The sequence below is a fragment of the Microbulbifer maximicatervae (SeqCode) genome, assembly GCF_052467505.1.
In genome coordinates this window covers 3,067,554-3,088,087 of sequence record NZ_CP174313.1, presented here as the reverse complement: position 1 = coordinate 3,088,087, position 20,534 = coordinate 3,067,554, and the positions used below count along the sequence as shown (strand labels likewise).

General features: G+C 40.4%; 13 protein-coding genes. All 13 read left to right on the top strand.

The window, feature by feature from the left end; genetic code table 11:
- Nucleotides 1-534 precede the first annotated feature (534 nt).
- The 13 genes from ACJJIN_RS13685 (at nucleotide 535) to ACJJIN_RS13625 (ending at nucleotide 20,374) form a co-directional block, all read left to right on the top strand.
- Nucleotides 535-1,326, top strand: a complete 792-nt coding sequence (locus ACJJIN_RS13685; protein WP_444895092.1) for an ABC transporter permease — start codon at nucleotides 535-537, stop codon at nucleotides 1,324-1,326.
- Entirely contained in the window at nucleotides 1,323-2,027 is a 705-nt protein-coding gene (locus ACJJIN_RS13680; protein WP_444895091.1) for an ABC transporter ATP-binding protein, read from the top strand. The genes ACJJIN_RS13685 and ACJJIN_RS13680 overlap by 4 nt, the downstream gene beginning before the upstream one ends.
- A 2-nt stretch (nucleotides 2,028-2,029) precedes the next feature.
- On the top strand, nucleotides 2,030-3,214 hold the full coding sequence (locus ACJJIN_RS13675; protein WP_444895090.1) for a KpsE/RkpR family capsule polysaccharide export protein: 1,185 nt from the start codon (nucleotides 2,030-2,032) through the stop codon (nucleotides 3,212-3,214).
- Nucleotides 3,215-3,279: 65 nt separating this feature from the next.
- Nucleotides 3,280-4,914 (top strand): polysaccharide biosynthesis/export family protein, encoded by a 1,635-nt coding sequence (locus ACJJIN_RS13670; protein ID WP_444895089.1) that lies wholly within the window; start codon nucleotides 3,280-3,282, stop codon nucleotides 4,912-4,914.
- A 295-nt stretch (nucleotides 4,915-5,209) separates the two neighbouring features.
- Complete coding sequence (gene rfbA, locus ACJJIN_RS13665) at nucleotides 5,210-6,148, top strand: glucose-1-phosphate thymidylyltransferase RfbA (protein ID WP_444895088.1); 939 nt, start codon at nucleotides 5,210-5,212, stop codon at nucleotides 6,146-6,148.
- A gap of 147 nt (nucleotides 6,149-6,295) precedes the next feature.
- Entirely contained in the window at nucleotides 6,296-6,844 is a 549-nt protein-coding gene (gene rfbC / locus ACJJIN_RS13660) for a dTDP-4-dehydrorhamnose 3,5-epimerase (protein ID WP_444898257.1), read from the top strand.
- A gap of 88 nt (nucleotides 6,845-6,932) precedes the next feature.
- Nucleotides 6,933-7,850, top strand: coding sequence for a dTDP-4-dehydrorhamnose reductase (rfbD, locus tag ACJJIN_RS13655; protein ID WP_444895087.1), 918 nt, complete (start codon nucleotides 6,933-6,935; stop codon nucleotides 7,848-7,850).
- A gap of 63 nt (nucleotides 7,851-7,913) precedes the next feature.
- Nucleotides 7,914-9,038 (top strand): dTDP-glucose 4,6-dehydratase, encoded by a 1,125-nt coding sequence (gene rfbB / locus ACJJIN_RS13650; RefSeq protein WP_444895086.1) that lies wholly within the window; start codon nucleotides 7,914-7,916, stop codon nucleotides 9,036-9,038.
- Entirely contained in the window at nucleotides 9,028-10,422 is a 1,395-nt protein-coding gene (locus tag ACJJIN_RS13645) for a mannose-1-phosphate guanylyltransferase/mannose-6-phosphate isomerase (RefSeq protein WP_444895085.1), read from the top strand. The genes rfbB and ACJJIN_RS13645 overlap by 11 nt, the downstream gene beginning before the upstream one ends.
- 38 nt (nucleotides 10,423-10,460) lie before the next feature.
- Nucleotides 10,461-14,675 carry a glycosyltransferase gene (locus tag ACJJIN_RS13640; RefSeq protein WP_444895084.1) on the top strand — a complete coding sequence of 1,405 codons (4,215 nt, stop codon included), beginning with the start codon at nucleotides 10,461-10,463 and terminating at the stop codon, nucleotides 14,673-14,675.
- Nucleotides 14,676-14,949: 274 nt separating this feature from the next.
- A complete protein-coding gene (locus ACJJIN_RS13635) occupies nucleotides 14,950-16,116 on the top strand; it encodes a nucleotide sugar dehydrogenase (protein WP_444895083.1) in 1,167 nt (388 codons plus the stop codon).
- 455 nt (nucleotides 16,117-16,571) lie between these two features.
- A complete protein-coding gene (locus ACJJIN_RS13630; protein WP_444895082.1) occupies nucleotides 16,572-17,969 on the top strand; it encodes a hypothetical protein in 1,398 nt (465 codons plus the stop codon).
- A gap of 137 nt (nucleotides 17,970-18,106) precedes the next feature.
- Nucleotides 18,107-20,374: a glycosyltransferase family 2 protein gene (locus ACJJIN_RS13625; RefSeq protein ID WP_444895081.1), complete on the top strand. Its 2,268-nt coding sequence runs from the start codon at nucleotides 18,107-18,109 to the stop codon at nucleotides 20,372-20,374.
- The last annotated feature ends 160 nt before the right edge of the window (nucleotides 20,375-20,534 follow it).

The window sequence follows — 20,534 nt, the reverse complement described above, 5'->3', positions numbered from 1 at the left end:
ATTGCTACAAAAACTCTGTGGCCCACTTACATACACCATTAGATCAGGTGGCCAAAATCCGCTCAACGAGCGGATTTTTTCGTCATTAGCATGGAGGGTTTGGGTTAAGCGAGTCGCATTGCAGATTTTGGGTGCTAGTATAAGGGGCAGGCCTTAGCCTAGGGAATTACAACTTATGGATGGCCGCAGGAGCTTAAGGGTTGGTGCGCAGAGCTTTATCATTTGACGCCTGCCCGTTTTAGTAAAGAAGTGTTGAAGATTAGTTATGCGAGATGGCCGGCAATGTTAGCGTAATGGCGCGTGATTGCCTTAGTTGAGCGCTGCTATAAGATATTGCACTTATTCTTGTGAAGGGGTGATGTTGACAGTAATCTAATTTATTGTTAATGAAGGGTAAGCTTAACTTTTTAATATGAAGTGTTAGGGGTTGTACTTAAGAGCCACCTACAGGGTTACTTTTTCTATTCGATTATCCCAAACCTACCTTTGGTTCCGTTGCGAACTGGTTCACACTTTGCAAAATAGTAGATCTTTATGGAGTTTTTTACCCAACGCTCAACCTGGAAAATTCAACGAGATGTGATTTATGCGCTACTGGTGCGCGAGATGAAAACTCGTTTTGGCAAGTGGCGACTCGGGTATGCTTGGATGCTGCTGGAGCCATCACTCCATATCATAGTGTTGGTGGCCGTTTTCAGCTTTCTAAGAGATGAATTTTATCCTGGGGTGCCTACCCCGCTATTCATGCTTGCGGGAATTGCCCCTTTTCTTTTCTTTAATCACTGCGTGCAGAAGGGGTTAGCGGCAGTGAAATCAAATCGAGGGTTATTCAACTATCGGCAGCTGAGGCCGTTTGATGCAGTTCTAAGTCGTGTGTTGTTGGAGTTTGTTATTTATCTGGCAACTCTTGTCACACTCATGGCTGTATTTGCATGGGGTGGAGTGTCCACCCCGTTTAATAATTTTGTACTTTTCACGGCAATTAACCTGCTGTTTTTCTTTTTTTGTTTAGGTCTTAGCTTGGCGCTATGTGTTTTGGGTGAGCGGTTTCCAGAAGCGGCGAAGGTAATCCCTATGTTAATACGGCCTCTCTATTTTATGTCTGGGGTTTTCTTCTCCCTTGAACAGGTTCCAAAGGAATATCATGTTTACTTGGTGTGGAACCCTTTGTTGCATGTAATTGAGTTAAATCGTGAGGCGTTATTTAGTAACTTCAGTGGATACTCTGGAAGTCTGATGTACCTAGGAGTTACTTCTGTTTCGGTGCTATTTTTTGGTTTGCTTTGCTATCGGGCAAATTGGCGTGATTTAATGAGAAGTCAATGATTAGATTAGAGCGCTTAACTAAGTCGTACCGCACGCCTCATGGACGAAAAGTACTTTTTGAGAACGTGAATGCATCTTTCCCTGAAGGAAAGAACATAGGTATTCTTGGTCGAAATGGAGCCGGCAAGTCAACTTTACTACGCATAATGGGTGGTATTGATTATCCCGACTCGGGAAGGGTGCTTACCAATCAAAGGATCTCATGGCCGATGGGGTTGGCCGGTGGTTTTCAAGGAAGTATGACTGGCCGTGAAAATGTTGCTTTTGTTTGCGGCATACACGGTATCTGGGGAAGTGCACAGCGCAAAGTAATGGATAAGGTGCAAGACTTTGCTGAAATCGGAAATTATTTCGATGTCCCTGTAGGTAATTACTCATCCGGAATGCGTTCACGACTCGGGTTTGGCTTAAGCATCGCTATCGACTTCGATATTTACTTGGTTGATGAGGTGATGTCGGTTGGCGATGCACACTTCAAAAGAAAGTGCGAAGAGGTTATAGCCGAAAAAAGGAAGAATTCATCTTTTATTATTGTGGCACATGCTATGGCACTTCTTCGGAAGAATTGTGATGTAGGGATATATCTGGACCCGAATGGATTAAGGATTCTTGATACGGTTGATCAAGCTATTGAGTTGTATCAGGGGAAAAAACTAAGAGCTCCAGAAAAAACAACAGCCATTGAGATGCATAAGAGTTAATTATGGAAGTTAAAGACCAGCTAGTTGAAGCACAAGTGCAGAATCCATCAAGGAAAAAAGCTCTGATTGACGTGGTGAGCAAGGCTTCTAATTATTTTTCTAGGTTCAATGGATGGGCTTTGTTTGTATTTTTGCCTCTACTTTTACTTGTTGTGTACTATTTGTTCTGGGTTTCTGAGCGCTATGTTAGTAGAGCGCAGTTGATAGTGAAGGATAGTACATCGTCTCAGGCAACATCCCCCGCACTAGGTTTGCTAATTCCTGGCATGGGCGCTGATACTCAGGATGCTTTCTTAGTGGTCAACTATATCCACTCGTTAGATATGGCGCTGTACTTGGATAATAATTTAGGACTTTCAGAGTATTACAAAAGTACTCGTTACGATTTCTTTTCACGGCTGTCCTCTGATGCAACTCAGGAAGAGTACTTGGAATATTATCGTGAGCATATAGGCATTGGTCATGATGAGACCACAGGGATTATTACAATCGAAATACAGGCATTTGACCCGACTTTTGCAAAACTGTTAAGTGAGACTGTTATTCAAAAGTCCGAAGATTTTGTCAATGCAATTAGTAATCAATTGGCCGATAAACAAGTCGCTTTTGTGAAAAGTGAAGTTGATTTGGCTCAGGGAAAATTACGGACTACTAAGCAGCTAATTCTTGACTTTCAGAACAGCCATAAGGTGGTAAGTCCAGAGGAACTGACCAAGGGAATTAGTACTATTATCCAAGGTTTAGAATCACGACTAGCTGAGCAACGTGCCCAGCTTACGGCAGCAAAGACATACCTAAATGCAGATTCTTCACAAATTGTGTCTATGCAAGCGGATATAGATGCCCTTGAGAATCAGATAGAGCTAGAGAAGGTCCGTTTGGTGGGGATTGGGGAGGAGGAGGGAGAACAAAAACTTAATTCTCTTAGTGCTCATTTCCAAAATTTAGAACTCGATTTGCAGTTTGCTACTGATGCATATGCCACTTCTCTTAAGGCGTTAGAGGCCGCACGAATGGAGGCTTCAGGTAAGTTAAAGCATTTATTGGTTGTGACGAAGCCATCGTTAGCTGAGGAAGCTGAGTATCCACATAAACTCTACAATTTGACAAGCATCGCAATTATTTTGCTGATGCTATGGGGGATAGGAAAAATGCTGGTTGTTACTATCCGTGAACATAGGATGTAAAGCAGAGAGAACGTTGGGGGTTCCCTAAATTCATCGATAAATTTATTCGAAAAAGATTAGCACAAATGATTACAGGAAAAGTTAAGAAAATCGGATCTGGGTTTGCTCTACTTGCTTCGTTGGGATGCGGGCAAGCTATAGCATTGGAAACTCAATTAATCGACGAGCCCGCTTCTTTAGAGTCGCATCAAAATAATGTGCCAGTTTTTGGACAGACGCTGTTCAAGGGGGGATTTAAAGATCAGCCTTTTAGCGGTTTCAACCCTGATTATCGAATTACAATTGGTGATCAAATAAATTTACAGCTATGGGGAGCATATAGTTTCAGTGCCTCGCTTACTGTAGACCCTAAAGGAAATATATTTATTCCTGAGGTTGGCCCTGTTCATGTGGCTGGAGTAAAAAACGGAGAGTTAAACACTTTCGTTCTGCGTCATGTCAAGCGGGTATTTAAAAATAATGTTCAGGCTTACGCTAATCTTGAGGCCAGTCAGCCGGTAAAAGTATTTGTTACTGGGTATGTAGCTAGCCCCGGACTGTACAATGGTTTCAGCTCTGACTCGATCTTGTATTATCTTGATAGTGCAGGAGGGATTGATGCAAAAAGTGGTAGCTTTGTTGACATCAAAGTGTTGCGTCAAGGAGAACCGATAGAGTCAATCAATCTCTATAACTTTTTGGTCGAAGGGACTATGCCGGCACTTCAGTTGCGCAACGGAGATGTTATCGTGGTTGGAGCTAAAAGGGGAGCTGTAACTGTGGAGGGAGCGGTTCAGCGGGCTGCACAGATGGAGTTTATTGGGCCTTATACGCAGCTTGGCGAAATGCTTCTCATTAGTAAGCCAGACCCTCAGGCGAACTTTGCTCGAATCACACAGGCTATCGATGGTATTCAGCAGGCTAATTATCTCCCTCTTGATAAAGCCCTTACACAGCGTTTGTACCCAGGTGCAGAGGTTGAACTGGTTAGAGATAACGATGTAAAGTCCATTTCCATTCGTGTTTCGGGTGAATTAAATGGCCCTGCAACTTATATTTTACCTTACGGTGCAACGCTGGAAGTTCTGTTAGAGCAGCTTAGCTTCCGAGATAACGCAGATAGGGAATCTATCCAGTTATACCGAATGAGTGTGGCTGAAAGGCAGCGTGCGGCATTAGACCGTTCACTTGATGCGTTGCAAATGGAAGTTCTTACGCGTCAGCCTAATACCGACTTGGAAAAAACTGCACAGAAAGACAGTGCACTGATGATTCAAAACTTTATTGAGCAAGCGCGGAAGGCAGAACCTAAAGGCCAAGTGGTGATTGCTAATAATCCAAATGCAGCTCAAATGTTACTGGAGGATGGTGATGAGCTAGTCGTTCCATTGAAATCCTCGACTGTATCAATAGTGGGAGAAGTTATTTTCCCTACATCATTGGTTTACAATAAAAAGCACACTTTGGATGATTATATAGAGCTTGCAGGTGGCTTTGCCAATAACGCAAATGAGCAAGAATTAGTAATTTTACACTTAGATGGAACTATTAATCGCATTGAGGACCGTGATTTTGATAATCGCTTAGGAGATCGCCTGAGACCAGGTGATGAAATTATGGTAATGCCAAAGATCCAATCTAGCGAGCTACAAGTAACAAAAGACATCACAGAGATACTATATCGCATTGCGGTAGGCACAGCTGCGGTACTATCATTTTAACTGGTACATCTAATGTATTTTTCGTGTTCATATTGGCTTTTATTTTGCAGAGTTAATAAAGAATAGTAGTTTTACCGTATGTTCTTAAATGTAGTTTTATGGCTGTGATGAGCTGTAAGGCGCTTGTGATATCGTTTTTGGGGCATCTATGTAATCATCCACGCCTCAAAGGGCTCAATAGAGCTTTTGGGGTTCAGTGGTTGGATTCACCTTCATGGAAGTCTTAATGTCCAGGAACTTCTGAGACATATTAAATAAAGTCAATAGCGGAATGGGAAATTGGGGGTAAGGGGCGATGGTTGCTAAAGGGGCTTCTGAACGCAAGGGGATAATACTGGCCGGAGGGTCAGGAACTCGTTTGTATCCTTTGACAAAAGGGGTGAGCAAACAGTTAATGGCTGTTTATGATAAGCCGATGATATATTATCCTTTGACGACATTGATGTTGGCTGGTATTAGAGACATCCTAATCATTACGACACCAGAGGAGCAATCTTTATACCAGCGTCTGCTCGAGGATGGCGCACAATGGGGGATTAATATTTCTTATGCAGTGCAACCATCTCCCGATGGCCTAGCTCAAGCATTTTTGATTGGGCGCGAACATGTAGGTAATTACAACAGCGCCCTTGTACTAGGTGATAATATTTTTTATTCGCACAGCTTCAGTCAAATTTTGCAACAAGCTGATGCGAGAGAGACGGGAGCTACAGTATTTGGTTATCGTGTGGCAGACCCGCGAGCATATGGTGTTGTTGAGTTCGATGATGATGGTAGGGCTATTAGTTTAGAGGAAAAACCCGAAAAGCCTAAGTCTAATCACGCTGTCACTGGCCTTTATTTTTATGATAATCAAGTTTGTGACATCGCTCGAGAAGTGAAGCCGAGTGCGCGTGGTGAATTGGAAATCACAGATATTAATAAAGTATATCTTACCCAAAATCAATTAGACGTGGAACGTCTTGGACGCGGCAGTGCTTGGTTGGATACTGGTACGCACGATAATTTGTTAGATGCGGCTCACTTTGTTCAAACAATCGAACGTCGCCAGGGGCAAAAAATAGCCTGCCCAGAAGAAGTTGCATATCGTAAAGGGTTTATCACTGCAGAAGAGCTAGAAGCGCAAGTTCAACCTTTAATGAAAAGTGGCTATGGGAAATATTTGATGCAAATTTTAGTTGAGAATGGTGAAACCTCTTCTCTCAATACACGACGCTACGCCTCTGGTTTATAAAAGTCCAAACGGGCTAAAATTGAGCTTTTTCTAGAGTTATTACTTAGATGTCGTTCAGGGACGAACGACTCTGCCTCTATCCTCCTCATTAGAGCTGCAGTAGCTAGATTGCTTCTCTGCGCGATGACAGCTAAATTCTCAATTAGTATGAATATCATTGATACAAAAATCTCCGACGTTAAAATTGTAGAACCAAAAGTGTTTGGTGATGAACGTGGCTTTTTCTACGAGTCATTTCGTGATGATATCTTTAATAGTAAGTGTGAACATCGTACGTTTGTTCAAGATAATCACAGTAAGTCTTCTCAAGGAATTTTGCGAGGCTTACATTACCAGACAGAGAGAACTCAAGGTAAGTTAGTTAGGGTAGTGCATGGCGAAGTTTATGACGTTGCAGTAGATTTACGAAGAAGCTCTCCAACTTTTGGACAATGGGTTGGTGTCTACCTGTCAGCTGAGAACAAGCGCCAGCTGTGGGTTCCTGAAGGATTTGCTCATGGCTTCTATGTAACAAGTGAAAATGCTGAATTTATATACAAGTGCACAGATTATTATGCTCCAGAATACGAGCAGTCGCTCCTGTGGAATGATCAAGATCTGAATATTGACTGGCCACTTATTGAAGGTATACAGCCTCAGCTTTCGGAAAAAGATCGCTGCGGTAGTTCTTTTGTGGATGCGGTTCATTTCGAATAGAGAGTATACGCTGGTTTCACTAACTCCGAGATTAGCTTCTCTTTAAAGATTAACCTTCCTATTTTGCTAAAACTTGGCGGCGCGATAGATGCGTCGTCAAACTATTCTTGGTCTGTATAAAATGGCAACTTTTAAAATCTTAATAACGGGTAAAAACGGTCAACTTGGACGTGAGCTTCAAAAGCTATGTCCTGTCGATATTGAGATGGTCGCGATGGGACGCGAAGAGCTGGATATCTCCAATAAACAAGTTGTCCAGGCCGTGATCGGAGAAGTTAAGCCCGATGTAATCATAAATACTGCTGCCTATACCGCTGTTGATAAGGCAGAGCAGGAAGAAAATGTCGTTTTTGCAATCAATAAGCAGGGTAGCGAAAATCTAGCAGAGGTATGTAACAGTCTAAATATTCGCCTCATTCACGTCTCAACAGATTTCGTGTTTGATGGTGAGAAGTCAGCTCCATACCTAACATCCGATAAAGTTAATCCTGTCGGGGTATATGGCTCTAGTAAAGCTGAAGCAGAAACTGCCGTTTTAAGAATCCTTCCGGAAGCGATAATTGTACGTACCGCGTGGGTTTACGCATCCCACGGGAATAATTTTATGAATACTATGCTTAGGTTGATGGCGGATAGAGATCAACTTAGTGTCGTTGCAGATCAGGTTGGCACACCAACCTGGACAGGAACCTTAGCGGAGATCTTAATCATACTTGCTCAAAAACCTAGTGTGAGTGGTATATACCATTGTACCGACCTCGGGGTAGCCAGTTGGTATGACTTTGCGGTAGCTATTTATGAAGAAGGTAAGATCTTAGGTGTACTTTCGCAGGATAAACAATTAGACCTTAAAGCAATAGCTACACATGAATATCCTACTCCTGCGAAGAGACCATCTTATAGTGTATTAGATAAAACTCGATTGATTACCGAATTAGATATTAAGCCTAGGCATTGGCGTGAGTCACTTAGACTGGCTCTATCTGAAAAGAAACAACAACATTAATTGTCTAATTGCCTATTAGGTATTGGGGCTTTTTTAAAAATTGTGACTGATAGCGATCTTGATATGAAAAAATTACTGGTTACCGGTGGCGCTGGATTTATTGGTGCTAATTTTGTCCATTACTGGATAAAAAATTACCCACAGGATACAGTGATAGTCTTAGATGCACTCACATACGCAGGAAACCTTGCAAATTTAGATCTAGTTAAGGATCACCCTAATTATAAGTTTTACCAAGGTGACATATGCGATAGAGCGCTGGTAGAAACTCTACTCCGTGAACACCGAATTGATACCTTAGTGCACTTTGCGGCTGAAAGTCATGTGGATCGATCAATTAGCGGGCCAGATGCATTTATTCAGACGAATATTATTGGAACTTATAGCTTATTAAAGGCAGCTAAAACAGTGTGGCTTGATGAGGGGATCAATAGAGAAACCCATCGTTTTCATCACGTATCAACGGATGAAGTATATGGAACTCTTGAAGCAGAAGACCCTGCTTTTAGTGAGAATACGCCATACGCACCAAATAGTCCCTATTCTGCAAGTAAAGCAGCTTCTGATCACCTAGTGCGTGCTTATCACCACACTTATGGATTACAGGTGACAACAAGTAATTGCTCAAATAACTATGGGCCATATCATTTCCCTGAAAAATTAATACCGCTTGTAATAACAAATATTCTACATAATAAGCCTTTGCCTATTTATGGAAATGGGCAGCAGATTCGGGATTGGCTCTACGTTGAAGATCACGCAAGAGGTATCGACTTGGTTATTAATAAGGGGCGGCTGGGTGAATGTTATAACTTAGGTGGAATTAATGAGTGGACCAACATTGATATCGTTAGATTGATATGTGCATTAATGAATGATGAGTTTAGTGAAAACCCATTACTTGAAAATAGATATCCTCATGCAAAAGCTGCGATCGCAGGAGTATCTCACGAGTTAATTACCTTTGTGAAAGACCGGCCTGGTCATGATCGCCGTTATGCGATAGATCCTAAGAAATCAAATGATGAAATCGGTTATTGTCCGCATGAAAGCTTTCAAAAAGGTATTAGAAAAACCTTGCGGTGGTATCTGGAAAATAACGATTGGTGGACCTCTATTATGGATGGAAGTTATATGAATAGTGTTACAGCTCAATATGGAGAGGGGGTAGCGAATCATGAAAATTAAACCAGTAATTATGGCGGGTGGTTCAGGAAGTCGTTTGTGGCCTGCTTCCCGCGAACTAATGCCGAAACAATTCCTAAAATTGATGGGTAGCGATTCCATGTTGATTGAAACAATCAATAGGATAGAGGTGATATCGTCTCTGGCACCAATGGTTGTGTGTAATGAAGAGCATAGGTTTATTGCCGCAGAGGAATTGCGGCAAGTTGGATCCGAAGGAGCAACAATAATTTTAGAACCTTTGGGCCGAAATACCGCTCCAGCGATAGCTCTGGCAGCTATGGCGGCAGACCCAGAGGAGATTCTCTTGGTTTTAGCTGCTGACCATGTAATTCAGGATAAAGCCGCTTTTCATGCAGCCGTGGAGGAAGCTAAATCACATGCTGAACTAGGCAAGCTAGTGACTTTCGGAGTTGTACCACGAAACCCGCATACCGGATACGGCTATATTCGAGCTGAAACTATTCACAAAGCATCTCCGGTGGCTGAATTTGTAGAAAAGCCAGATGTAGATACAGCAAAACGATACCTAGAAAGTGGTGAGTATTTCTGGAATAGCGGCATGTTTATGTTTAAAGCGAGTGCGTATCTAGAAGAACTTAAGGTTCATTGCCCTGACATATTTGAGAGCTGCAAGGCAGCAATGGATGAAGCTGAATCAGATTTGAATTTCCTACGCCCTCATGCTGAGAAGTTTAAATCTTCGCCTGATGTTTCAGTCGATTATGCTGTTATGGAAAAAACTACTGAAGCTATGGTGATTCCCCTCGATGCACAATGGAGTGATGTCGGATGTTGGAGTAGCTTGTGGGAAATATCTGAAAAGGACTTGAATGGCAATGTCACTCGAGGTGATGTCCTACTTCAGGATGTGGAAAATTGCTATATTAATGCTGATGGAAAGTTGGTCGCGGCAATAGGCTTGCAAAATATCGTAGTTATTGAAACTAAGGATGCGCTTCTTGTTGCCGATAAAAATAAAATTCAAGAAGTGAAGCAGGTCGTCAATAAACTTAAAGATGAAGGGCGGAGTGAATTCAAACATGGAAGAGAGGTGTATCGCCCTTGGGGACATTATGATTCGATAGATTTTGGTGCACGAGATCAGGTAAAGAGAATTACAGTTAAGCCAGGCGCAAAGCTATCTGTTCAGATGCATCACCATCGTGCCGAACACTGGATAGTCGTATCGGGTACCGCTAAAGTTACTATAGGTGAAAAGACTCGTTTGGTTTCTGAGAATGAGTCGACTTACATTCCTATTGGTGAAATACATGCATTGGAGAACCCGGGGAAAATTCAGTTAGAGATGATTGAAGTTCAAACAGGTTCCTACCTAGGAGAAGATGATATTGTTCGTTTTCAAGATAGATACGGACGAGCATAATTTATAATTGTAAGCACTTGAAAAGTATAGTTGAATCAATGAAAAACCTTATTATATGTCCGGATTACAGGGCTACGAATCCATATTTGGAAGAAATGTATGCAGAGCTCGAAGGGGAATATAATATTCAGTATATTGCGTACAATGAATTAGATGCTTCACTAGTGAATAGTGATGTTTTTCATCTTCACTGGACCTCTGGAGTGTTGGCCGGTGCAAAAACTATTTATGAGGCAAAGTTTTTAAAGAACGCATTTATAGGAAAGATTAGGCGATACATACTTAAAGGCGGTAAGTTTTTTTGGACTGTTCATAATAAATTATCTCACGATAGTAATTTTATTGAAATTGAAAAAGAGCTTAATGAAGAGTTAACGGACTTAGCACACCAGGTTTTCGTTCATAATGAATTGGCCAAAGATGTTCTATCTGCGGATTATTTTATGAACAGAAAAAAAATATCTATTTCTGAACATGGAAATTATATAGGTGTTTATCCGAATACAATTTCTAGGGCAGCTGCTCGAAAAAAGCTTGGAATTAAAGATTCTGAAACTGTATTTCTATTTCTTGGGCAGGTGCGTCCGTATAAAGGAATTACAGATTTAGTCGTTTCATTTTCAGAGATTAGGAAAGTAGATAAAAATTCAAAACTTATCATAGCAGGGAAGCCTGTCCACCCAATTAAGCCTGGAGAAATTAGCGAGCTCTACGGAAAGGTTGATGGGATTGAGATATATGAAGGGATGGTTGAAGATGAGTCATTGGAACTGTATTTTAATGCGGCAGATTTTGCTGTTTTCCCCTATCGAAATATTTTGACATCAGGATCGGTATTAAATGCCTTTTCTTTTTCTATTCCTGTAATTGCGCCCGCCGATGGTGTATTACCAGAAATTATTAAAGATGGTGAAAATGGTTTTGTTTATGAAAAAGGTAGTATTTCTGGGTTGATTTCTGCAATGCAAAAATCACTGGAGGTCTCGCTTTTAGATAGAGCGTTGATGAAGCAGCGAGCAAAAGAATACGCGGAGAATATTTCTTGGAGCAATGGAGCAAATTCTATAAAATTTGCATACCAGTCTTCTAGCGCTCCCTTTAAACATCTGGGCGACGGGGCAAGACTAATTCATCAGCCAACAGATACCGTCAGCAGTCCAACACTTACAGTTATAATATTAAATTACAACTGTGAAAAAGACGTCCTGAAGGTAGTTCAAAGTATACGGAGCCAATCCATTGACTTTGAATATCAAATTATCATTGTTGATAATAAATCAACAAATATCAACGATAACTTATTGACACACTATTTTAGCGATTGCCATGTGATTAGATTGAATACTAATGCTGGTTACGCTAGAGGTAATAATGTCGGGGTTCGGTACGCAATTGACACCTTAAAATCAGAGTATGTACTGATTTCAAACCCGGATATTGAGTATCTCCCAAACTCTATCAGTTCCCTGATAAATTATAAGAAAAATATCGAGTCAGACATCGTGTCTCCAGCTATTTTAAGGGATGATACTAGTCAAATTTGGAGTGCTGGTGGAGTAGTTTCATTTGATGAAGGTGTTAATGTCGATCATCATTATTCCGGCGATCATTTTAGTTCATTGCCAAGTGAGCCGTATGAGGTCGAGTATGCAGCAGGAGCATGCCTACTTTTTAATGGCTCGTTGATCGATGATATCGGGTACATACCTGAGGATTACTTCCTATATTACGAGGAAACAGATTGGTGCCTGGAGGCAAGGCGTAAAGATAAAAAGATAGTTATTTGTCCTTCAGTATTGATAAGGCATCATAAGAATTCTGAGCCTAAAGGTAAGCCTCCAAAGGAATACTATCTTTACTATTATATTCGGAATACTTTTAATTTCTATGGTAAGTTTGGGGTGGGAGACTTTGAAATGCTGGAGAAAAATCTATTAGAAAGATTCATTAATCCATGGAAAGAGAGAATAAAGAAAAGCTTCCCTGAAACTAGTGACAAGCTGAATAGTTTGATGGATCGAGCTGTTTTAGATGGGAAAGCAGGCATTTCAGGAAAAACCCTCGAGTCTGAAGATGACGTACAAACTGATCATTTAAAAATACGTCTTGATTCAGTAACAAATGATGGAATTGTGCATGGTTGGGCTATAAATTCGTTAAATCCCGAATTAAAATTAAATCTTGATGTGTTTGTTGATGAATTTTATGTTGGTAATGTAACTTGTGATGAGTTTAGAGAGGATCTTGTAAAAGCGGGAGTTAGCGGTGACGGCCATCACGGATATACCTTTAAGATTCCAAAAACTTACATTAATGGAAAAAAGGCAGTTGTAAGTATTCGATGGAGAGAAGTTGACGCAATAAATTCCCCGTCTACTATTCAGTTTGATAGTTTTAGCGCTTCTTATAAAGGGCGCATTGATGGTATTTCAGGTGGATCTCTTTGTGGATGGCTTATAGATGAAACAAACCTATTTGATAAAATAAAATTTAAGCTGTTTTCTGATGGAAGATTTTTAGGGGTGTATTCCGCGGATAACTATCGTGAAGATTTAGAAAAAGCCTTTAAGTTCGACGGGTGTCACTCATTACAAGTCAAATTACCGATGTTTGTACTTGATGGTAATGCCCATAATATAAAAGTTGAAGCTATCGATCCTGATGGTAAAACGATTTATTTATGTGAGCGTGATGTTTCATTTTCACTTCGAGAACCTAAAACACCTGAAAAAATTAATGTTTTTCAGGATGTTAACAAATGGCTCTATGTCCATCGTTCGGTTTATGTTCAAGACAAAAACTACCAGGCAGTAAAGAAGTACTTTGAAAGTTTAAAGCAAGGGCTATCTTATGATGCTAATAGATACTTTGACCGGTTAAGTGAGAAACCGCTTGTTAGCATCATAATGCCAGTTTTTAATCGAGAAAATGTAGTTCTGGATGCAGTTAGCTCCATACTAGATCAAGTTTATCAAGAATGGGAACTGATCATTGTTGATGACGGGAGTAACGACCGCTCTGTAGAAGTGATTAAATCATCAACGAATGATCACCGTATTTCTATTTATACGCTACCAGAAAATATGGGCGTTTCTTCAGCAAGAAACGTAGGCCTCGAGAAAGCTAGGGGAGACTTTATAGCTTACTTAGATTCTGACAATACCTGGGATAAAAATTATCTTTCTATTATGGCATTTGAGCTGGAAAAAAATCAAAGCAGAGAATGTGCTTATGCGGGCCAGCTAATTCATCAAACTTGCAATCTCACCAGTGGCGAAAGCTTGGTGGAAGAGTCGTTTCTACGTGCAGGGCCCTTTAATCAGGCGCTAGTTAAGAATAGAAACTTTATAGATTTAAATGCCTTTATGCATCGACGATCAAAGTATCAGTCTTTAGGTGGCTTCAACGAAAGAATGAGGCGCTTGGTTGATTGGGAGTTGATTGTGAGGTATACAAACGAAAATAGGCCACTTTACGTACCTGCCTTGCTTTCAAACTACTATATGGATTTGGCTGAAAACCAGATAACGAAGCTGGAAAATTATTCGGATTCGTTAATCGAATATAAGAGTTCAATTTCAGGTCCTGATAAGGGCTCTCCGGATGCGAGCACTGCTTCCGAAAGCATTCTGTTCTTGATTACCGAATGCGAGGATCCTGAAAAGCTTGATATCACATTAGCAGCAATTATTGCATCGGCAAATTTCTGTAATTTTTCAGGAAGTATTGGAGTTGTCATGGCATCTCCAAGCTCTGAAGCCAAGGCCAAATACTCCAATTTTATTGATTTCTTTCCTTCTCACCTAGAATTTCCGTATGAAATAGGCAAATACTATGTTTGCCTTTTAAAGAGTGGAAATCAGTTACATCCAAGTTTTTTTAAAGGAATCTCAGATTCTTTACTTACTCTGGGCTCTCATTGTTATGTGATTTCTAAGCTCTCAAAATATGATAAGAATGTCAGGGTGGCCCAGCCATATGCTATGGATTCTGGATTCGTCGATAATACAGTTTCAAGTGACAATTGGCCGAATCTTAAGTACAGTAATTTGTCAAGTCTAAATTCCCAGTTCGTAGCATTGAGTCAGATTGATGAACTAAACTTTGAAGGTATATTAGTAAGTAGTAGTTTGCTCGAACGCATTGACGTTCAGGATAATTTTGAGGGACTTGTATCCGACATTAATACATTATCTCATATGGAGTTACTAACTATTAACGTCCATGATAAATGCAAAGTTATTCAAGTTTAATTGTAAGGACGTGACTGGTTAATGAAAAGTCTAGGGAATGAGGTATTTTATAGTGTCTACTTTAGAAACTTCAGATGCGAATTAATTTACCTTTTCAATTTACATTTCTGGTCACGTAGTTGCAGTGGTAATTGTTATAAATCGTGTGGTAAAATAGCATGACATTTTATATATTCGTATGACGTGGAAGGCAAAACTATTGTAAATAGTTTTGCCTTTAATTTGTCTATTTTCGAGTTGATATAAATTGTTTAAAGAAGTCCGGTAAGTAGATATGAAAATTGCGGTAGTTGGCACAGGTTACGTAGGGCTCTCTAATGCGGTCTTGCTTGCGCAACATAATGAAGTTCTTTGTGTTGATGTAAATGCGAGCAGAGTGGATCTTATCAATGATAAAGTTTCACCTATAGTTGATCGAGAGATAGAAAAATATCTAGCTGAAATTCCTCTAAATCTAAGGGCGACTTTGGATAAGGAGTTAGCCTACAAACATGCGGAGTTCGTAGTTGTCGCAACACCTACTGACTATGACCCTGAGTCAAATTATTTCGACACCACGTCGGTTGAGTCAGTTGTAAGAGATGTACTAACAATTAACCCTACAGCTTCAATAGTAATTAAATCTACAGTTCCTGTAGGTTTTACAAACAAATTAAGGATACAGCTCGACTGCAATAACATTATTTTTTCACCTGAATTCTTGAGAGAAGGGAAAGCTCTCTATGATAACTTGTACCCGTCGCGTATTATCATTGGAGAGCAATCTGATAGGGCTCAACAATTTGCTGACCTGCTTTGTCAGGGGGCTGAAAAAGAGGATATTTCCGTTTGCTTATGTGATTCAGCTGAAGCGGAAGCAATTAAACTGTTTTCTAATACCTATCTAGCTATGCGGGTTGCATACTTTAATGAATTAGATACATATGCGGAAACACACGGCTTAAGCTCACGTCAAATAATTAAAGGCGTCGGATTAGATCCGCGAATCGGAAATCATTATAATAACCCTTCTTTCGGTTATGGTGGCTACTGCCTACCAAAAGACACAAAACAGCTACTGGCTAACTATCAGGACGTACCCAATAATATTATTTCTGCAATTGTTGATGCAAATACAACCCGAAAGGACTTCATTGCGTCGTCCGTTTTGAAACGCAATCCTCAGGTGGTTGGAATTTATCGACTTATAATGAAATCGGGGTCCGATAATTTTCGTTCTTCATCTATTCAGGGAGTAATGAAACGTATCAAAGCAAAGGGTGTAGAAGTAGTAGTGTATGAACCCACGCTTGCCGAATCCGAATTTTTTCACTCACGTGTAATTAGTGATTTGAGTGAGTTTAAGGCAATCTCTGATGTGGTAGTGGCAAATCGGTTAGTCGATGAGATCTCTGATATTTCTGAAAAAGTTTATACAAGAGATATTTTTGGGAGTGACTAACCTGTCAAAAGGTGGCTAGATTGAGTCTATATGCAGGATTGGCATGCCTTTTCTGCATAAAAATGCTTCTAGCACATTTGTTGTGCCAATTACGTCATAGTTTTTAACTATAGTTGAATGTTATCATTTAAGTTATACTTTCGTACAACTTACTTACGGTGTGAGGGCTGCTCGAAGAGCGATTCAACGATTATTCTGATCTAAGAGCTTCGAGATACTTTCTAGTTTGTGAAAATTCATCGAAACTAAAGAGCTGGTTCTAGGTTTTGCTTAGTACAGAGTGTTTTAATTATTGGGATATGGGTAGGGTGCTAAACGACTAAGTTGACAGCAAATGGCAATTTTTTTTCTGCCCATCCGGTCCCTTTCGCGAGGTTACGCTAATAAGTAAAATGTGAAAGGGTTGAGTAATAATGATTACTTAAAAATTAAGTATATTGGGGACTTTATCTACTTTGGCTTCTATTGGTAAATATTTTTTGGGTAGGGGTAGATCAAAATTTATCACTCCTGTAGTAACTAGCTCTACCATTCCTGATCCTAAATCACAAGACATTGTGATACATATTGGCGCCCCTAAATCTGGCTCTTCAGCTATTCAGAAGTTTTGTATGGATAACAGAGAGGAGCTTTTAAAATCGGGTTATTATTATCCAGAACATCCACTGGATGTTAACGACGTTTCAGGTGGACACTCCAGGTTAGGAGTTATGCTTATACGTGGTGATATGGCTAGTGCCGCAAAGCTATTAGTGGAGTGGGTTGAGGTCGCGAAGCGGAATCAGCTGTGCCTGTTACTGTCAGGTGAGTCCTTTTATGGACGAGCTAAAGAGTTAGCTAGCCTTGTATCCGAGTATAGGGTGAAAATTTTCGCTTATTTTAGAGCCCCAATAAGCGCTTTGGTTTCAAACTATAATCAAGCAATTAAACGACATTTTAGCACTAAGCTTTTAGATTGCTTTATTGAGACTAAATTAAATGAAAACTTGGGGGGGATATCAGGTGATGTTTTCAAAAGTTGGATTGAAAGATTTGGTTCCGATAATGTAATCGTATATCCGTATCGTTATTCAAAGGAAGAGCCTAATAGTATTGAGTTAAATTTTCTTAATTTTCTTGGTGTTTCTAGGAAGCGTATAAATAAATTCTCTTTGAATATTAAGGCTGTAAACTCTTCTTATTCTTTGGGAGCTTTGGAACTAAAACGTCAGCTGAATTATATTCTGAGTGATGCGACATTGTCATTGCAGCATGAATTGGATTGGTGCTTACAGAAATATTCAGACGAATTGCAGCTGTTGCCTTCGCCACTAACAGATGTAGTAACTTTAGAAAAACTAAAACTGTTAGAAGAAAAATTTTCCATATCCAATAAATACATGAAAGAAAGCGTTTTGGCATATTGCCCTGATGATTTCTTTAGTGAGACAGCTTCGTCAAATTTAGGTGAAGTCGATACAATAGAGAAGCGTATTCCTTTAGTCGAATTGCTGGATGCAGCAAAGGCAATTGATCATCGTCCATATGTTAAAGAAGAGTTAAAAGAACTGATTTCTAGTCACCTTTCAAATTCTAGCGTAAATAGCTATGTGGTTTATCGGCTTGCCGATATTTTTGGAGTTTTATATAACGAGCCAACCATATCTAAATTTCAATACACCGATAAGCAACTTCAAGTTGTGAAATCACGCTCTTCCGATGGGGCGGATATCTGCAGGGAAACAGCATTGGCGTTAGAGACCATCGGTGAGTTTGAGCAGGCTCTGCTCTTCATAAAAAAGGCTCTGGCACTTAGGCCTAGTGGCGTTGTTATTAATAGGATATATAACCGTCTAAAAGTGTATGAAAATTAATTTGGGAATATGGGGTGGTTGTTAACAGTATTTGTGATTGAAGAGCTTGTATTTATGTAAAGTTATAGATTGGCGGCTTTCGAGTCTTCATGCGAAAAACTGTGAAATGAACTGTTTATTTTCTAGGCTGTTAACTAGTGTTTAAATTTTTAAGATCCCTTTTCCATGTTAATTTGATTCCTCGGCTTAGGCCGCAGGTATCAATTGAGCCTGTTACGAAGCTTGAAAAAGGTTTCGAGTGGCGCGCAACAAGCAGCGATCCACAATTTTACATTAAAAACCACCTTATGGGTGCTGGTTGGTATATGGTGGAGATCAATTTATCGCATGACCAACTGCTCGCCGATTCAAAGCTATATTTTAATTATGGGCAAGGTTTCGATGAGTCGGATAGTGTTTTGATCCCCTTAAAGGCAGGCAGGGTTACAAAGCGTCTCGTGTATCTACCAAGGCGGGTTAAGGTACTTCGATTAGACCCTTTGGAGTCTACTGGGTACTTTTCTGTTAAGCATTTTCGTTTAGTTAAATTACCAGCGCAGTTTGCCTATGATCGTTTGTGCCAGCGTTTAATTAACGCGCATTTTAAGTTCCGTGATTTACGGAAAGTGGAAGTACTGCAGAGTATCCGTAATGAAGCTCATGAGACTAATCGGTCTTGGAGAGAGTTGGCATTACAATATTACGCAAGAACTTTCTCCAAACGGCGACAGGCATGTGATTATGCGGAATGGATCTCTGAGATTGAGACTTTAAAGATAGCTTCCAATTTAGATGTTGCATACAGTAGAAAACTTGATACGCAACCATTGATTTCAATTATTCTCCCAACTTTTAACAGTGATTTGGAGCTGCTAAGTAGCTGTATAGAGTCTGTAATTGTGCAGAGTTACGGCAACTGGCAGCTCTGTATTGCAGATGATGCTTCTTCAAATCAGAAAGTTCGAGAATGCCTTCAGAGTTATCAGGAGAAGGATTCTCGTATCCAAGTAGTTTTTCGAAAGGATAATGGGCATATATCTGCTGCTAGTAATACCGCTTTAGAATTGGTAAGGGGCGAGTATATTGCACTACTCGATCATGATGATACATTGGTGCCACATGCATTGATGACAGTGATGCAGGCAATTATTGATAACCCAGAGGCGCAGTTGCTCTATAGTGATGAGGATAAAATTGATGAGCTAGGTGAACGCTTTGATCCCCACTTTAAACCTGGGTGGAATCCTGATCTGCTACTGTCACAAAATTATATTTGTCATTTGACCGTTTTAAAGGCAACTCTCGTAGACTTGGTTGGGGGCTTCCGCCTGGGGGTAGAGGGTAGCCAGGATCATGATTTGCTTTTGCGATGTATGCCGTACCTGAATAGTAGCAATGTGGTACATATTCCAGAGATATTGTACCACTGGAGAGCAATTATCGGCTCCACAGCTAAGGAAGGTACTGCTAAAAATTATGCCTCAACTGCTGGTTTAAAAGCCGTGAGTGACTATTTGGATGCTCAATCTCTAAATGCCAGTGTGACACTAGGTTCGGCTCCAAATAGTTACAGAGTACGATGGAATGTGCCCGAATGCGCTCCACTTGTGACTCTATTGGTTCCTACGAGGGACGGCTATGATATTTTAAAGCCCTGTATCGATGCAATTCTATCTAGAACTGATTATCCAAATTTTGAGTTGTTAATTCTAGATAATCAAAGCACTTGCAAGGCTACACTAGGCTTTTTAGAGGAGATAATTGCCTCTGATCCTCGTGTTTCAGTTCACCGCTGGAATCATCCATTTAATTATTCTTCAATTAATAATTTCGGCGTTGCTCTTGCGAGGGGTGAGATTATTGGTTTGATCAATAATGATATTGAACCCATCAATGATGGTTGGTTAAGTGAGATGGTAGGACAGGCTTTAAGGTCTGATATTGGCTGTGTTGGAGCCAAACTTTATTATCCCAACGATACTATCCAGCATGGTGGTGTAATATTAGGCATAGGTGGTGTTGCGGGCCACTCCCATAAATATTTCAGTCGCAATGAGTATGGTTATTTTTCACGCCTCCATCTAATACAGAATCTCTCTGCTGTGACGGCCGCTTGTTTAGTATTACGTAAGTCCGTGTTTGAGGAGGTTGGAGGCTTAAATGAGAAAGACTTGGCAATCTCCTTTAATGATGTGGACTTATGTTTGAAAGTTCGTGAAGCAGGATATCGTAATTTGTGGACGCCATATGCTGAGCTATATCACCACGAGTCTGTTTCCCGTGGAGCGGATGATACAAAAGCTAAACGCCGCCGGGCACAAAGGGAGGCTGACTATATGCGTGATCGGTGGGGGGGGGTGCTGGATGCTGATCCCGCATACAACCCTAACCTGACCTTAGCTCACGAGGACTTTACCTTGGCTTGATTTTAGCAAAGCGTGGCATTTTAATTGCCACGCATAATAGTATGCGGGATGCTCTAGTAGATGAGCTTTTATTTTCCTCAAAATCTTGCCAAAGAAGGGGCCTGCTTAACTTGCCGCTTTAAAGGTTGGAGGCTAGAAAGCGCAGTCACATTAAATTTGG

Bases quoted from the DNA above. Each gene is read 5' to 3' on its own strand.
- rfbD (WP_444895087.1), top strand. From the start codon at position 6,933: ATGCGTCGTCAAACTATTCTTGGTCTGTATAAAATGGCAACTTTTAAA.
- ACJJIN_RS13680 (WP_444895091.1), top strand. From the start codon at position 1,323: ATGATTAGATTAGAGCGCTTAACTAAGTCGTACCGCACGCCTCATGGA.
- ACJJIN_RS13685 (WP_444895092.1), top strand. From the start codon at position 535: ATGGAGTTTTTTACCCAACGCTCAACCTGGAAAATTCAACGAGATGTG.
- ACJJIN_RS13640 (WP_444895084.1), top strand. From the start codon at position 10,461: ATGAAAAACCTTATTATATGTCCGGATTACAGGGCTACGAATCCATAT.
- ACJJIN_RS13645 (WP_444895085.1), top strand. From the start codon at position 9,028: ATGAAAATTAAACCAGTAATTATGGCGGGTGGTTCAGGAAGTCGTTTG.
- rfbB (WP_444895086.1), top strand. From the start codon at position 7,914: ATGAAAAAATTACTGGTTACCGGTGGCGCTGGATTTATTGGTGCTAAT.
- rfbC (WP_444898257.1), top strand. From the start codon at position 6,296: ATGAATATCATTGATACAAAAATCTCCGACGTTAAAATTGTAGAACCA.
- ACJJIN_RS13635 (WP_444895083.1), top strand. From the start codon at position 14,950: ATGAAAATTGCGGTAGTTGGCACAGGTTACGTAGGGCTCTCTAATGCG.
- ACJJIN_RS13675 (WP_444895090.1), top strand. From the start codon at position 2,030: ATGGAAGTTAAAGACCAGCTAGTTGAAGCACAAGTGCAGAATCCATCA.
- rfbA (WP_444895088.1), top strand. From the start codon at position 5,210: ATGGTTGCTAAAGGGGCTTCTGAACGCAAGGGGATAATACTGGCCGGA.
- ACJJIN_RS13670 (WP_444895089.1), top strand. From the start codon at position 3,280: ATGATTACAGGAAAAGTTAAGAAAATCGGATCTGGGTTTGCTCTACTT.